At 65.6% G+C, this 13,447-nt stretch carries 14 protein-coding genes and 1 tRNA gene; 3 read left to right on the forward strand and 12 right to left on the reverse strand.

What is annotated here, in order from left to right:
* Positions 1 to 13 precede the first annotated feature (13 nt).
* From QTI24_RS14470 to QTI24_RS14485, 4 genes are read right to left on the reverse strand one after another with little or no spacing between them, the layout of a single operon-like run.
* Complete coding sequence (locus QTI24_RS14470; protein WP_286601319.1) at positions 14 to 847, reverse strand: ATP-binding cassette domain-containing protein; 834 nt, start codon at positions 845 to 847, stop codon at positions 14 to 16.
* A complete protein-coding gene (locus QTI24_RS14475) occupies positions 844 to 1,833 on the reverse strand; it encodes an ABC transporter ATP-binding protein (RefSeq protein ID WP_286601320.1) in 990 nt (329 codons plus the stop codon). Before QTI24_RS14475 ends, QTI24_RS14470 begins: the two co-directional genes overlap by 4 nt.
* An 8-nt stretch (positions 1,834 to 1,841) precedes the next feature.
* Entirely contained in the window at positions 1,842 to 2,720 is an 879-nt protein-coding gene (locus QTI24_RS14480) for an ABC transporter permease (protein WP_286601322.1), read from the reverse strand.
* On the reverse strand, positions 2,717 to 3,667 hold the full coding sequence (locus tag QTI24_RS14485; protein ID WP_286601323.1) for an ABC transporter permease: 951 nt from the start codon (positions 3,665 to 3,667) through the stop codon (positions 2,717 to 2,719). The genes QTI24_RS14480 and QTI24_RS14485 overlap by 4 nt, the downstream gene beginning before the upstream one ends.
* 62 nt (positions 3,668 to 3,729) lie before the next feature.
* On the opposite strand from QTI24_RS14485, the gene QTI24_RS14490 reads away from it, so the two are divergent.
* A complete protein-coding gene (locus QTI24_RS14490; RefSeq protein ID WP_286601324.1) occupies positions 3,730 to 4,038 on the forward strand; it encodes a YfhL family 4Fe-4S dicluster ferredoxin in 309 nt (102 codons plus the stop codon).
* Here the strand turns inward: QTI24_RS14490 and QTI24_RS14495 are convergent.
* From QTI24_RS14495 to QTI24_RS14530, 8 genes are all read right to left on the reverse strand, one after another.
* The gene (locus QTI24_RS14495; RefSeq protein ID WP_286601325.1) at positions 4,035 to 4,493 is read right to left on the reverse strand and encodes a hypothetical protein; all 459 of its coding nucleotides are present in this window, start codon (positions 4,491 to 4,493) and stop codon (positions 4,035 to 4,037) included. The genes QTI24_RS14490 and QTI24_RS14495 overlap by 4 nt on opposite strands.
* Positions 4,494 to 4,525: 32 nt before the next feature.
* Positions 4,526 to 5,158, reverse strand: a complete 633-nt coding sequence (gene pth, locus QTI24_RS14500) for an aminoacyl-tRNA hydrolase (RefSeq protein WP_286601326.1) — start codon at positions 5,156 to 5,158, stop codon at positions 4,526 to 4,528.
* A gap of 162 nt (positions 5,159 to 5,320) precedes the next feature.
* Positions 5,321 to 5,980 carry a 50S ribosomal protein L25/general stress protein Ctc gene (locus QTI24_RS14505; RefSeq protein ID WP_286601327.1) on the reverse strand — a complete coding sequence of 220 codons (660 nt, stop codon included), beginning with the start codon at positions 5,978 to 5,980 and terminating at the stop codon, positions 5,321 to 5,323.
* A gap of 97 nt (positions 5,981 to 6,077) precedes the next feature.
* Positions 6,078 to 7,055, reverse strand: a complete 978-nt coding sequence (locus tag QTI24_RS14510) for a ribose-phosphate pyrophosphokinase (protein ID WP_286601412.1) — start codon at positions 7,053 to 7,055, stop codon at positions 6,078 to 6,080.
* Between the two features lie 77 nt (positions 7,056 to 7,132).
* Positions 7,133 to 7,209 (reverse strand) — tRNA-Gln (locus QTI24_RS14515).
* A 67-nt stretch (positions 7,210 to 7,276) separates the two neighbouring features.
* Positions 7,277 to 8,137 (reverse strand): 4-(cytidine 5'-diphospho)-2-C-methyl-D-erythritol kinase, encoded by an 861-nt coding sequence (gene ispE / locus QTI24_RS14520; protein WP_286601328.1) that lies wholly within the window; start codon positions 8,135 to 8,137, stop codon positions 7,277 to 7,279.
* Positions 8,134 to 8,634, reverse strand: a complete 501-nt coding sequence (locus QTI24_RS14525) for a lipoprotein insertase outer membrane protein LolB (RefSeq protein WP_503011257.1) — start codon at positions 8,632 to 8,634, stop codon at positions 8,134 to 8,136. Before QTI24_RS14525 ends, ispE begins: the two co-directional genes overlap by 4 nt.
* On the reverse strand, positions 8,631 to 10,454 hold the full coding sequence (locus QTI24_RS14530; RefSeq protein ID WP_286601329.1) for a tetratricopeptide repeat protein: 1,824 nt from the start codon (positions 10,452 to 10,454) through the stop codon (positions 8,631 to 8,633). Before QTI24_RS14530 ends, QTI24_RS14525 begins: the two co-directional genes overlap by 4 nt.
* A gap of 81 nt (positions 10,455 to 10,535) precedes the next feature.
* Here QTI24_RS14530 and mutM point away from each other — a divergent pair, with 81 nt between their 5' ends.
* Both mutM and QTI24_RS14540 read left to right on the forward strand, forming a co-directional pair.
* On the forward strand, positions 10,536 to 11,351 hold the full coding sequence (mutM, locus tag QTI24_RS14535; RefSeq protein ID WP_286601415.1) for a bifunctional DNA-formamidopyrimidine glycosylase/DNA-(apurinic or apyrimidinic site) lyase: 816 nt from the start codon (positions 10,536 to 10,538) through the stop codon (positions 11,349 to 11,351).
* Positions 11,352 to 11,426: 75 nt separating this feature from the next.
* Positions 11,427 to 13,388, forward strand: a complete 1,962-nt coding sequence (locus QTI24_RS14540; RefSeq protein ID WP_286601330.1) for a dynamin family protein — start codon at positions 11,427 to 11,429, stop codon at positions 13,386 to 13,388.
* The last annotated feature ends 59 nt before the right edge of the window (positions 13,389 to 13,447 follow it).

A 13,447-nucleotide genomic window follows, 5' to 3' on the forward strand; every position in this document is an offset into this window, starting at 1 on the left:
GGCAAGCATTTGCTCATGGCACCGCCAGCGGTTCGGCGCGCGGCACGGCGGCCAGCAGCGCTTGCGTGTAGGGATGCTCCGCATGTGCGAAGAGTTGCTGCGGCGCACCGCGCTCGACCACGACGCCACGGTGCAGCACGCAGACTTCATCGCACAGGTGGTTCACCACCGCGAGGTCATGGCTGATCAGCAGGTAGCTGATGCCGAACTGCTGTTGCAGGTCCTGCATCAGGTTGAGCACCTGGGCCTGCACCGAGACATCGAGCGCGCTCACGGGCTCGTCGGCCACGATGAGCTTGGGGCGCGTAATCAATGCGCGTGCAATGGCGATGCGCTGCCGCTGGCCGCCGGAGAACTCGTGCGGGTACTTGTGCAGGTCGTTGGCGCGCAGTCCGACGGCGGCTAGCGATTCGCCGGCGCGCTCGCGTTGCTCGGCACGGCTGGTCTCGGCGAGCGCCTCGAGCGGCTCGGCGACGATGCGCGCCACCGTCTGGCGCGGGTCGAGCGAGCCATAGGGGTCCTGGAACACCATCTGCACATCGCGCCGCGCTGCGCGCAGCGCGTCCTTGGGCAACGCGTGGAGATCGCGGCCGAGCAACTTCACGCTGCCCGAGGTCGGCCGGTCGAGCGCCATCACCAGTCGCGCAATGGTCGACTTGCCTGACCCTGATTCGCCGACGATGCCCAGGCTCTGGCCCGGTCGGATGCTGAAGCTCACGCCATTGAGCGCCTTGACCATCGGCGGCGGTCCGAAGAGGCGCTCGCGCGGCAGCGTGTAGTGGCGCACGAGGTCGGTGACTTCGAGCAGCGCCGCGGATTGCGGATCGGGATCGAAGCGGTCCGTCATGCAGGGACTCCTTCCTCAGCGGCAATCTCGTCGAGCCGGATGCAGCGCACTTGATGGTCGCGCGGCAGCGGCACGGGAGGAGGGCGCGTCGCAAGGCAGGCGTCGATCGTGTAGCGGCAACGCCCTGCGAATGGGCATCCGGGCGGCAGGTCCACCAACTCGGGCACGCTGCCCTGGATCGTCGCGAGCTTCACGCCGCGCGGCGCGCCCAGCGCGGGCCGGGCCGCGAACAAGCCTTGGGTGTAGGGGTGGGCGCGCTCGGCGAAGACGGCCGCCGTCGGGCCGCTCTCGACCACGCTGCCGCCGTACATCACGAGCATCTTCGAGACGCTTTGCGCGATCACGCCGAGGTCGTGCGAAATCAGGATCAGCGCCATGCCGCGCTCCGCGACCAGGCCGCGGATGAGTTCGAGGATCTGCTTCTGGATCGTGACGTCGAGCGCTGTCGTCGGTTCGTCCGCAATCAGCAGATCGGGCCCGCAGGCCAGGGCCATCGCGATGCCGATGCGCTGGCGCTGCCCGCCCGAGAATTGATGTGGATAGGCGTCGAGACGCGATGCTGCGTCGGGAATGCCCACACGTTCGAGCAGCGCGAGCGCCTCCTTGCGGGCGTCGGCATTCGACAGGCCACGGTGCAGCCGCAGCGGCTCGCCCACCTGCCGCGCAATCGTGTGGACCGGGTTCAGCGCCGTCATCGGTTCCTGGAAGATCATGCCGATGCGGTTGCCACGCACCTCGCACATCTCGCGCTCGGGCAGGCCGACCAACTCGGTGCCGTCGAAGCGAATGCTGCCCGTCACCTCGGCGCTGGAAGGCAGCAGCCCCATCAGCGATTGCACGGTGATCGACTTGCCGCAGCCGGATTCGCCGACGATGCCGAGCGTTTCGCCGCGCTCCAGCGTGAAGCCGATGCCGCGCACTGCCTCGGCCGGACCGCGCTGCGTCTGCAGCTGGACGTGGAGATTGTTGACTTCGAGGAGAGGCATGTCGGGGTTCAGCGCGCGCGCGCGAGGCGGGGATCGAGCAGGTCGCGCAGGCCGTCGCCGAGCAGGTTGAGGCCTAGCACTGCCAAGGCGATGGCCATGCCGGGAAAGACCGCGAGCAAAGGTGCCTGGAACATCATGGTCTGCGCCTCGCTCAGCATGCGGCCCCACGATGGCTGAGGCGGTTGCGTGCCGAGACCGAGATAGGAGAGGGCGGCTTCGGCGAGGATCGCCACCGCGAAGCGGATCGTGATCTGCACGATCAGTACCGCCGAGATGTTCGGCAGCACGTGCTGCATCGTGATCGCGAAAGAGCCCTTGCCGCAGGCGCGTGCAGCGGCGATGTATTCGCGCGACCAGATCGCGTTGGCCGATGCCCGCGTGATGCGCGCAAAGGTCGGGATGTTGTAGATGCCGATCGCGATGATCGCGTTCACGATGCCGGCGCCGAACACCGCCGTCATCATGATGGCCGACAGGATCGCGGGAAAGGCCATCGAGAAGTCGGTGAAGCGCATGATCGCTTCCTCGACCCATCCGCGCTTGGCCGCGGCGAGCAGGCCGAGCGCGGTGCCCACCGTGAGGCCGATGCCGACCGCGATCACCCCGACCAGAATGGACGCGCGAGCGCCGACCAGCAGCAGCGATGCCGCGTCGCGCCCGAAGGTGTCGGTGCCCAGCCAATGCGCGGCGCTCGGCCGCTGCAGCTTGCTGGCCAGGTCCATCTCGTAGGGCGACCAGGGTGTCCAGACGAGAGACACCGCCGCGGCCAGCAGCAACAGCAAGGTGAGAACGGCGCCGATCGCGAAGCTGCGGTGATGCAATGCACGACGCCAGAAGCCAGGCACCTTGAAGACTGCCGCACTTGGCACGGCGGGAGCGGCACTCATATGTCCGATGCCTTGATGCGAGGGTCGATCACTGCGTAGAGCACGTCGACGACGAAGTTGACGATGACGACCATGGCGGCCAGCAGCATCACGCAGTTGCGCACGACGATCAGGTCGCGGTTGCTGATGGCCTGGAAGATCAGCCGGCCGAGCCCGGGCAGGTAGAAAACGTTCTCGACCACGATCGTGCCGGCGAGCAGTTCGGAGAACTGCATGCCCATCACCGTGATGACCGGGATCAGCGCATTGCGCAGCACGTGCCGCCAGAGCACCGCACGCTGCGACACGCCCTTGGCGCGCGCTGTGCGAACGAAGTCCTCGCGCATCACCTCGAGCACTGCCGAGCGCGTGATGCGCGCGAGGATCGCGGCTTGCACCACCGCGAGCGACAGAGCGGGCAGCAGCAATGCCTTCATGCCGGGGAGGATGCCTTCATCCCATCCTTCGAAGCCTCCGGCCGAGAACCATTGCAGCTGCACCGAGAAGACGAGGATCAGGAGGATCGCGAACCAGAAGTTGGGGATCGCGATGCCCACCTGCGTCAGGCCCATCAGGCCGACGTCGCCGAGCTTGTTGTGTCGGGCCGCGGCGGTGACGCCCACCACCAGCGCCAGCAGGGTCGTGAAGGTCATCGCGAGCAGCGCCAGCGGCACGGTCAGCGCGAGCCGTTCGAGGATCAGGTCGAGCACCGGGGAGCTGTAGGCGTAGCTGTCGCCGAGCTGGCCGGTCAGCAGGCCGCCGATCCAGTGCCAGTAGCGGGTCCATGCGGGCTGGTCGAGTCCGAGCTTGGTGGCAAGCGCTGCCACGGCGTCGGGCGAGGCGTCCGGGCCCATGAGCATCTGCGCCGCGTTGCCGGGCAGGATCTCGAGCACCAGGAAAACGATGATGGAGGCGCCGATCAGGGTGGCGATCAGCGTCACGAGGCGTTTGAAGAGAAACAGGCTCATGGGGCGGGGCGCAGCATAACCCGATTGACGCAACGACCATGCCCACCCGCGATAATCGGCCAATGGCCCTCATGATCACCGACGAATGCATCAACTGCGATGTGTGCGAGCCGGAGTGCCCCAACGACGCGATCTACATGGGTGTGGAGATCTACGAGATCGATCCGCACAAGTGCACCGAATGCGTCGGCCACTTCGACGAGCCGCAGTGCGTTCAGGTGTGCCCGGTCGCGTGCATTCCGACCAACCCGGATCACGTCGAAACGCGGGAGACGCTCTGGCAGAAGTTCCAGCGGCTCACGGCCGCGAAGCAGGCGGAGCAGGGCGGAGCGGCCGGCAGCATTCCGCCAACCGCTGCATCCGCGTCCTAGCTCTTCGCCGCGGACCGGGAGGACTTCTTTTTCGGCGGTGGTGATGCAGGGTCTTGCCCGCTCACGTACACCGGGTCTTTCTTGCCCTTCTTCAATCTGTCCACACCGTAGTTGTCCTGTCGCGATGGCTTTGCCGCCGCTGGCTTGGGCTGGTTGTCGATCAGTGAAGCCTGCCTGCGTGCACTGGTCGACTCCAGGCGAAGACGATCTCGCTCCAGGCGATCGGCCGCGGCGCGTGCATCGCGCGTCGTCTGGTCTGCATCGCGTTTCTGATTGGAATTGCGCGGGTCGTCGAGATCCAGTGCCCTGCCGCCCTGGCAGGGCTGGTCGGTGTAGGTGTTGCCGCAGCGCCAGGTTCCGTTGCTGCCGTCTGTGGCGAAGGCAGCCCATTGAAGGCATGCTCCGGCCAGGAAGACGGCGCTCCGGGTGGCGATTCGTGTGTGTGACAGTTTCATTTTTGTAGCTCCCTTTTCTTCTCTCTCTTCCGCTAGCCCACGGCGGGTGCGCCCCCGTCGCCCGGCTCACGCCGCGGTGGTTTGGGGCGCGGCGGCTTGCTCGTGTGGATGAGCAATGTCGCCTTGTCCATCTCGCCGGCCACCAGCGCCGGGAAGGCATGCAGCGTGCGAGCGATCGCGTCATCGATCGCCTCGCGTTGTTCCTTGAGAGGCTTCTTCAGCACCCAGCTGACGACCTCCGACTTCACGCCCGGGTGGCCGATGCCCAGTCTCAGGCGCCAATAGTCGGCCGTGCCGAGTTGGGCATGAATGTCGCGTAGCCCGTTGTGGCCGGCATGGCTGCCGCCGAGTTTCAGCTTGGCCTGGCCCGGAACCACGTCGAGTTCATCGTGCGCCACCAGGATTTCCTGCGGTTCGATCTTGAAGAAGCGCGCGAGTGCTGCGACCGACTTGCCCGAGAGATTCATGAAGGTCTGCGGCTCGAGCAACCAAAGCGGTTTGCCGCCGACTTGCGTGCGCGCCACGAGGCCGTGATAGGACCGCTCGGGCGAAAGGGTGAGCTTGAGATCGCGCGCGAGCGCGTCGATCCACCAGAAGCCTGCGTTGTGCCGCGTGGCTTCGTAATCCGGGCCCGGGTTTCCGAGGCCGACAAACAGCTTGATCATGTCTGGATCATATTTGTTGCTCGCCCCCAGGCTGCCCGCACTTCGTGTCGGTACGCCTACCCCCTGCCGGGGGCGGGCCGGCCGCTTCGGGCGGCCGGGCGCGGCGGCCCCCAAATGAAAACGGCCCGCACTGGGCGGGCCGTTTGGGCTGCGCGAAACGAATTACTTCTTCTTCGCGGGGGCCTTGGCGTCAGCCTTGGCTGCTGCGGGTGCGGCACCTTCGGCGGGAGCGCCTTCGGCGCCTGCAGCGGGTTCTTCCGCGACCAGCGGGGCCACCGCCGACACGACCACGGGGTTGACCTTGCCGTGGCTCACGAACTTCACGCCCTTGGGGAGCTTGATGTCGTTGACATGAACGGTGGCTTGCTTCGTCAGGCCAGAGAGGTCGACTTCGATGAACTCGGGGAGGTCGGCCGGCAGGCAGCTGACTTCGAGTTCGTTCATCACGTGGTTCACGAGGTTGTGGTCGAGCTTGACGGCCACGGACTCTTCCTCGCCCTTGAAGTGCAGGGGCACCTTGACGGTCATGCGGGTGCGGGCGTCGACGCGTTGGAAGTCGATGTGCTGCACGAGCTGACGGAACGGGTGGTATTGCACGTCACGGAGCAGCACCTTGGTGGTGTTGCCGGCGAGTTCCATTTCGAGGATGGACGAGTGGAAGGCTTCCTTCTTGAGGGCGTGCCACAGCGCGTTGTGATCGAGCTCGATCAGCTGGGGCTGGCCTTCGCCACCGTAGACGATACCGGGCGTCTTGCCCGAGATGCGGAGACGGCGGCTCGCACCCGTGCCCTGCTTTGCGCGCTCAAAAGCGACGAATTTCATAACTGGCTCCTGTGGAAGTCGACCGCGACCAGTGCGACTCCGGTTTCAAAATGGGCTCTCCGAAGGAAGCCCGGCTTTTTGCTCGGTCAGCGAAACCTCAGAAGAGGTTTTCCTGGTCCGAGAACAAACTCATGACCGACTCGCCCTTGGCGATACGCTGGATCGTCTCTGCGATCAGCGGTGCCACGGAGAGTTGGCGGATCTTTCCGCAACCCGTCGCGCTGGCGCTCAGGGGGATCGTGTCGGTCACGACCACCTCGTCGAGCGCGGACCCCTGGGCGATCCGCTCGATGGCGGGGCCCGAGAAGATCGGGTGGGTGCAATAGGCGTACACCTTCTTGGCGCCGCGTTCCTTCAGCACTTCGGCCGCTTTGACCAGCGTGCCGGCCGTGTCGATCATGTCGTCCATGATCACGCAGTTGCGGCCGTCGATCTCGCCGATGACGTGCATGACTTCGCTCACGTTGGCGCGCGGACGGCGCTTGTCGATGATCGCGAGGTCGCAATTCAGTTGCTTGGCCAGCGCCCGGGCGCGAACCACGCCGCCGACGTCGGGCGAGACCACGATCAGGTCTTCGTAGTTCTTCTGGCGCAGATCGCCCAGCAGCACCGGCGACGCATAGATGTTGTCGACGGGAATGTCGAAGAAACCCTGGATCTGGTCGGCGTGCAGGTCCATCGTCAGCACGCGGGCCACGCCCACCGTTTCGAGAAGATTGGCGACCACCTTGGCCGAGATCGGTACCCGGCTCGAGCGGGGGCGGCGATCCTGGCGCGCATAGCCGAAATAGGGGATCACGGCACTGATGCGCTCGGCCGATGCACGCTTGAGCGCGTCGACCATGATGAGCAGTTCCATCAGGTTTTCGTTGGTCGGCGCGCAGGTCGACTGCACGACGAACACATCGCGCGCCCGGACGTTCTGGTTGATCTCGACGGTGACTTCGCCGTCAGAGAAGCGACCGACACGGGCGGCACCGAGCGAAGTGCCCAGGTGCTGCGAAATTTCCGCGGCAAGGCCAGGATTGGCATTGCCGGTGAAAACCATGAAATCAGGGTTGTGAGCAGCCTGCATGAGCGTCCCGGCAAAGTGCATCCGGCAATGCGAAATGGCTCTTGAAGGAGCCGCCAAAAATCTCTTGAATGAAGATTTGGCAGGGGAGAAAGGATTCGAACCTTTGCATGCTGGAATCAAAATCCAGTGCCTTAACCAGCTTGGCGACTCCCCTACACGGGTCGATGACCAATGTCATCAACCGATATATGTCGCATCAGACCGCAGAGCGCTCTGATCTTCTAGACCGCCCAGCCCACGAGGGGATGTACGGCCAAGTTGCTGCACTTGCGAACCTGCCAGCCCTGAGGGGCATCGGCCAGTTCCGCATTGTGCGGCATTGTCGCAAACACCGAACTTCCTGAACCGGTCATGCGGGCAGTGAGTCCTTGGTGACCGAGCCATTCGATGGCTTCGGTGACCGCGGGACAAAGCCGCTGAGCAACCGGCTGCAGGTCGTTATGACCGAAGTCAAAGCGGAAACCTGAAACTTCCGCTTCGCTGTGTGCAGCAAAGCCCGAGATTATAGCAGCAGGAGTTTCACGTTGGAGATCCGGCGCCGCAAAAATCAGTCGGGTATCGAGCCCGGCGGATGGCTTCACGACTGCGAAAGTCCCGGCCGGCAGCGTGATGGGCGTGATTTTCTCGCCGATTCCCTCCACCCATGCATTCTGTCCACGCAAAAAGAATGGAACGTCCGCGCCGAGTTGGAGGCCGATCTCCTCGAGCTTCTGCAGCGGCAAATTCAGGCGCCACAGCCGGTTCAGGGCCAGGAGGCAGGTCGCCGCGTCGGAGGAGCCGCCGCCCATGCCCGCCTGGGCTGGCACCTGCTTGGCGATTCCGATGTGCGCGCCCTGAGTCGTTCGCGCAAAGTCCTGCAGCGCCCTTGCGGCGCGCACGATCAGATCGTCCTCGGGGAGTTCTGTCGTCAGATCCTCGCGCGAGATGACCCCGTCGTCGCGCCGTTCGACGTGCAGCGTGTCGCACCAGTCGATCAGCATGAACACCGACTGAAGCAGGTGATATCCATCCGTTCGCCGCCCTGTGATGTGCAGGAAGAGGTTGAGCTTGGCCGGAGCCGGAAGGTCGTAGATCGCCTTCATGCGCGTTCGAACACGATGCGCAGGTCGGCGCGCGGCTCGGGCGATTCGCGGGTCGCCTGCAGTCGTCCCGTGCCGATCTGGGAAAGATCCGGACGCCAGCCGGGCACGAGTTCGTCGCGGCCGGCCAGCCACGCGAAGAGGGCGCCGACCGGGATGGCGGCGCCCGTCGCGGCCTCGATCAGTGCGTCGACCGAGTCGAAACGCCGCGTCTCGCTGCCGTTCTTGAGCAACGCTTCTCCGGGCGCCCAGTGAAGTTGCGCGAGCGTGCTGCCAATCGGGCTGGTGAGCGTGAGATCCCCGGCCTGCGGTGCGCCGCGCAACTCGAAGAGCGCCGAAAACGTTTGTACGGGCTGGCTGTCGATGCGCAGCGAAAGCCGGCCGCTCCATGCTTCGACGGAGATTCCGCCGGCCGGCTTCGCCGGGCCGCTGGGGCTGGCACAACCCGCGGCCAGCATTGCGCCGGCACAGCCGGCTGCCAGCACCAGGCGTCGATTCAAAGTTTCACGCGCAGGCGCTTGAGCGTTTCCTGCAACGTCTCGTTGTCTGCATCGGCCAGGGACGCTTCCTTCCAGATGGTCATGGCGCGGTCGCGCTGACCAGTGGCCCACAACACCTCGCCCAGGTGCGCGCCGATTTCCGGATCGGGCCGGCGCTTGTAGGCGTCTTCCAGGATCCGCATCGCTTCACCGGTGTTGCCGAGCCGGTACTCGACCCAGCCCAGGCTGTCGGCGATGAACGGATCATCCGGCGCGAGTTGCACGGCCTTCTGGATCAGCGTGCGTGCTTCTTCCAGCCGCACCTTGCGATCGGCGAACGAGTAGCCGAGCGCGTTGTAGGCATTCTGGTTGTCGGGCTTGAGTTCGATCAGGCGGCGCAGCAGGCGCTCCATTTCGTCGAGGCGATTGAGCTTCTCGGCGACCATCGCCTGGTCGTATATCAAGTCGGTATCGGCGGGCGCGGCCACGCTGGCCTGCGCCAGCATGTCGAAAGCCGCCTGGTACTGCTTGGCGTCGCGCAGCAATTGCACTTCGGCCAGGAACTTCTGCTTCTTTTCGTCCGCGGTGCGGTCGGGCAGGCTGCGAACGAGTTCGCGCGCCTGCGGCAGCTTGCCTTGACGGGCGAGCAGCGCGGCGCGGCGCACCTGGGCGACGACCAAGTCATCCGTGTTGTCGATGCGCGCCAGCCAACTGTCAGCACCCGCGAAATCCTTCTTGCGTTCCGACAATTGCGCCATCAGCAGGTAGGCCTGTGTCAGCCCGCGCTCCTGGGCGTCCGGGTCGCGCTGCGAGCTGGCGAGCGACATGTAGCGCCTGAGCGAGGCATCGGCCGCCGCATCCTGCCGCGCCTGCACCTGCAGGCTACCGAGCAGCAGCCAGGGCTCGGGCAGTTCCGGGCGCGCGGCGGTGAGCGCCGCGAGCTCGGCGGTCGCTTCGGCATAGCGGCGTCCTTCGACCAGCACCCGCGCGTAGGCCATGCGCATCTCGGGCTGGGCTTTCGGACCCGAGAGGTAGCGCTTGACGATCGGCTCTGCCAAGGGCTGGCTCGGATCCATCAACTCCAGGGCCAGCAACGCCGGGCCGTCCGACGATGGGTCCAACTCCTGGCCCTTGATCGCAGCATCGAGCGCCCCTGCCGTGTCGCCTGCGGCGAGCCGGAGGCGGCCCACCGTGCCCCAGGCCGCGCCGCCGGTGGCGGGGCTCTTGAGGTCTTCGGCAAGCGCCTGTTCGACGACCGAAGCCGCAAGCTTCTTGTCGGTGGCCCGGCCGTAGTTGCGCGCGATCACCGCCATGAGAAAAGGTCGCTCGACCTGGGGTGTGGCCGCCACTTCGGTCCGCAGGGGTTCGACCGTCTCGCCGATGCGGTTCAGTGCGATGAGGATCTGCAACTCGAAGCGCCGTGCCTCGCGGGAGTCGGGCACGCTCTCCTTCCATGCTCGGGCTGCAGCCAGCGCCGCATCGCCGGAGCGCGATTGCAGCGCGATCTCGACGGCACGTTGGAAGAGCTTGCTGTCACGGGAACGTCGGGCGGCGTCCAGTACGAGGCCGTACCCTGCGCCCGGGTCGCCGGATCGAGCGGTGAGTTCGCCCATGAGCACTTCATAGAAGAGCTCGGCTGTCATGGCGGAGGGCTGCGCCGGGGATTTGTCCGCACCGCCAGATGCGGCCGGCGTCACAACGGGCGCGGCCGGCTCGATGATGGGGGCGGGGCTGGTGGGTGCTGCAGGCGCGGGCGGTTCAGTCTGTGCCTGGGCGGCAAGGCCCGTCAGAGCCAGGAACGCGGCCGCCGCGAGGCGGGAACGGCGGAGCGGGAAGGTCATCGAACCATAATAATCCAAGGCTTTTGCATGATGGTCGCGTGGGGCTTCGGCGCCGACGTGTTTTCGTGTCAGCCTTCACCCATGCCCGAACTCCCTGAAGTCGAAGTCACCCGCCGCGGTTTTGCCGATCGCATCGCCGGCGCCCGGATCGACGCGGTTCGCATGGGCAAGCCCTTGCGGTGGGCGCTCGCCGTCGAACCGTTCGCGCTCGTCGGTCGGACGGTGCAGGCGGTTCGGCGCCGCGGCAAATACCTGCTGGTCGACCTGGATATGGGCCTGCTGCTCATGCATCTGGGCATGTCGGGCAGCTTGCGCTTCGACAATGCGTTGCCGGCACCGGCTGCGCATGATCATTTCGACCTGGTCACCAGCCGTGGCACGTTGCGCCTGAATGATCCGCGCCGCTTCGGCGCCGTGGTCTACGTGGAGGACGAGGCCTCACCGCTCGCGATCAAGCTGCTGGGCGGGCTGGGCATGGAGCCGCTGGGCGATGCCTTCGACCTGGACGCATTCCACGCAGGGCTGCGGCGGCGCACGGCGCCCATCAAGCAGGTCCTGCTGGCCGGCGACGTGGTGGTGGGGGTGGGCAACATTTACGCATCCGAAGCGCTCTTTCTCGCCGGCATTCGGCCGACGCTGTCCGCTTCGCGCATCAGCCGGCCGAGGGCCGCGCGCCTGCATGCGGCGGTGCGTGACATCCTGGCGCGCGCCGTCGAGCGCGGGGGCAGCACTTTGCGCGATTTCTCGAATATCGACGGGCAAAGCGGTTACTTCCAACTGGAGGCGACGGTCTATGGTCGCGCCGGAGAGCCCTGTAGAGTGTGCGCAACCCCCATTCGGCAAGTGCGCCAGGGGCAGCGGTCCACTTATTTCTGCCCAAACTGCCAAAAGTACTGAATCTCATCGGGGCGAATGACGCCTGCATGGCCATGCCGATGCTATATTTTGTAAATCGCTCTTACATTTAGCCCCTTGACCGCCTCTTTCAACCAGCAGTTTGACCAGCATGGTGCTTGGCGGCGCAACTTTGCGCAGCGCCTGAAATGGCTTTCGCACTGGCTGAATGAAAACGAGTTGCTGAACCAGAGCGTTGCGGAGCGCTTGCGCGACGTGGAATCGCAACTGCGCACCAGCAAGGTCATGGTCGCCTTCGTCGCCGAGTTCTCGCGCGGCAAGTCAGAACTGATCAATGCGATCTTCTTCGCCGGGTACGGCCGCCGCATCATGCCGGCGAGCGCAGGGCGCACGACGATGTGCCCGACCGAACTGGGCTACGACCCCGCTTATCTGCCCAGCCTGCGCCTCCTGCCAATCGAAACCCGGCTCGAACCTCATTCGCTGACGCATTGGCGCGACGAGCCGGAGCGCTGGACCGAGATTGAGATCGACGTCGAAAATGCCGAGCACCTGTCGCAGACGATGAGCAAGGTCGCCGAGGTGCGATGGGTCCCGATGGATGAAGCCCGCGCACTGGGCTTCTGGAGCGACGACGCCCCCGACGACAACCCGGTCCCCGATTCCGACGGCCGCGTCGAGATTCCGCGTTGGCGCCATGCCGTGCTGAACATGCCACATCCCTTGCTCGAGCAGGGTCTGGTGATTCTCGACACGCCGGGCCTCAACGCGATCGGCGCCGAGCCCGAACTGACGGTGAGCCTGATTCCGCAGGCTCATGCTGTCGTGTTCATCCTGGGTGCCGACACCGGCGTGACGCGCTCCGACCTCTCGATCTGGCGCGAGCACCTCGTGACCGAGGGCGACGTGAGCGAAACGCGCATCGTGGTGCTGAACAAGATCGACACTATGTGGGACATCCTCAGCACGCCTGCGCAAGTCGACGCGCAGATTCAGCGCCAGCGCAAGGGCGCCGCCGATCTGCTTGGCGTGCCGCTGTCACAGGTGCTGCCGGTCTCCGCGCAGAAGGGATTGCAGGCCAAGATCCGCCGCGATGTGCCGCTGCTGCAGGCGAGCCGCCTCCCCGCGCTCGAAGCCGTGCTCGGCGAAGGCCTGCTCGGCAAGCGTGAGACGATGCTTCGGCTGGCCGTGGATGCCGGCATTGCTTCGCTGCGGACCGAGGCGGCGCGCATTCTCAATGTTCGCCAGCGCGACCTGTCCGAGCAGGCGCTCGAACTGCAAGGCCTGCGCGGCAAGAACGGTTCTGTCATCCGGCACATGCGAACGCGCATCGAGCAGGAGCAGACCGAATTCGAAGGCAGCAACACCCGCATCCTGGCCTTGAGGTCGGTGCAGGGCAAGCTGCTGCGCGAGGTGTACGCGGTGCTCGGCAGCACTGCGCTCAAGGCGGACATGGGGCACCTCGCGGCGGCCCTCAAGCGCCGCGGCATCAAGTTCAACGTGCGCAAGGTGTATGGCGAAACCTTCGATTCGCTGCGCAACAACCTGCGCGAAGTCCAGGCGACGACCTCCGAGATCCAGTCGATGCTGCATGCGACCTTCAGGCAGCTCAACGCGGAGCACGGCTTCACCTTGCAGGCGCCGGCCGAGCCCGATTTGTCGGGTTTCGAGCAGCAGCTGACGCAGATCGAGCGCAGCCACGTCCACTATCTCGGCGTCGGCAACCTGCTCAAGCTGGCGCAGCCGGATTTCTGCGACAAGCTGGTACGCGCCCTCGCGAGCCGGCTTCGTGTCGTCAACGAGGCGGCCATGACGGAGGTCGAGCGCTGGAGCAAGGGCGCGGGAGCGCAGCTCGACGCACAACTCAAGGAGCGGCGCCGTACTTTCACCAAGCGGATCGAAGCGGTCGAGCGCATCCAGGGCGCGGCAGGCAATCTCGATGAGCGCCTGGCGGAGCTTTCCGCGCAGGAGGCCAACCTTGCCGAACTGCATCGGCGCTTGGGTGAACTGACCTCGGTGCTCGCGAGCAACGAAGCGCCGAATGCTCCTGCGGCTCGCAGTGAACTCAGTGCAGCATGAGGCTCTCCCCCAGGTTGGCTCACTTCGTGTAGCCGCCCACCCCCTCACCGGGGGCAATA

Origin of the sequence: Variovorax sp. J22P240 (genome assembly GCF_030316855.1) — a bacterium.
Taxonomy (GTDB): domain Bacteria; phylum Pseudomonadota; class Gammaproteobacteria; order Burkholderiales; family Burkholderiaceae_C; genus Variovorax.

Excerpts from the sequence above, each read along its gene's own strand:
- QTI24_RS14470 (WP_286601319.1), bottom strand. The coding sequence starts at position 847 with ATGACGGACCGCTTCGATCCCGATCCGCAATCCGCGGCGCTGCTCGAA.
- QTI24_RS14475 (WP_286601320.1), bottom strand. The coding sequence starts at position 1,833 with ATGCCTCTCCTCGAAGTCAACAATCTCCACGTCCAGCTGCAGACGCAG.
- QTI24_RS14480 (WP_286601322.1), bottom strand. The coding sequence starts at position 2,720 with ATGAGTGCCGCTCCCGCCGTGCCAAGTGCGGCAGTCTTCAAGGTGCCT.
- QTI24_RS14485 (WP_286601323.1), bottom strand. The coding sequence starts at position 3,667 with ATGAGCCTGTTTCTCTTCAAACGCCTCGTGACGCTGATCGCCACCCTG.
- QTI24_RS14490 (WP_286601324.1), top strand. The coding sequence starts at position 3,730 with ATGGCCCTCATGATCACCGACGAATGCATCAACTGCGATGTGTGCGAG.
- QTI24_RS14495 (WP_286601325.1), bottom strand. The coding sequence starts at position 4,493 with ATGAAACTGTCACACACACGAATCGCCACCCGGAGCGCCGTCTTCCTG.
- pth (WP_286601326.1), bottom strand. The coding sequence starts at position 5,158 with ATGATCAAGCTGTTTGTCGGCCTCGGAAACCCGGGCCCGGATTACGAA.
- QTI24_RS14505 (WP_286601327.1), bottom strand. The coding sequence starts at position 5,980 with ATGAAATTCGTCGCTTTTGAGCGCGCAAAGCAGGGCACGGGTGCGAGC.
- QTI24_RS14510 (WP_286601412.1), bottom strand. The coding sequence starts at position 7,055 with ATGCAGGCTGCTCACAACCCTGATTTCATGGTTTTCACCGGCAATGCC.
- ispE (WP_286601328.1), bottom strand. The coding sequence starts at position 8,137 with ATGAAGGCGATCTACGACCTTCCGGCTCCGGCCAAGCTCAACCTCTTC.
- QTI24_RS14530 (WP_286601329.1), bottom strand. The coding sequence starts at position 10,454 with ATGACCTTCCCGCTCCGCCGTTCCCGCCTCGCGGCGGCCGCGTTCCTG.
- mutM (WP_286601415.1), top strand. The coding sequence starts at position 10,536 with ATGCCCGAACTCCCTGAAGTCGAAGTCACCCGCCGCGGTTTTGCCGAT.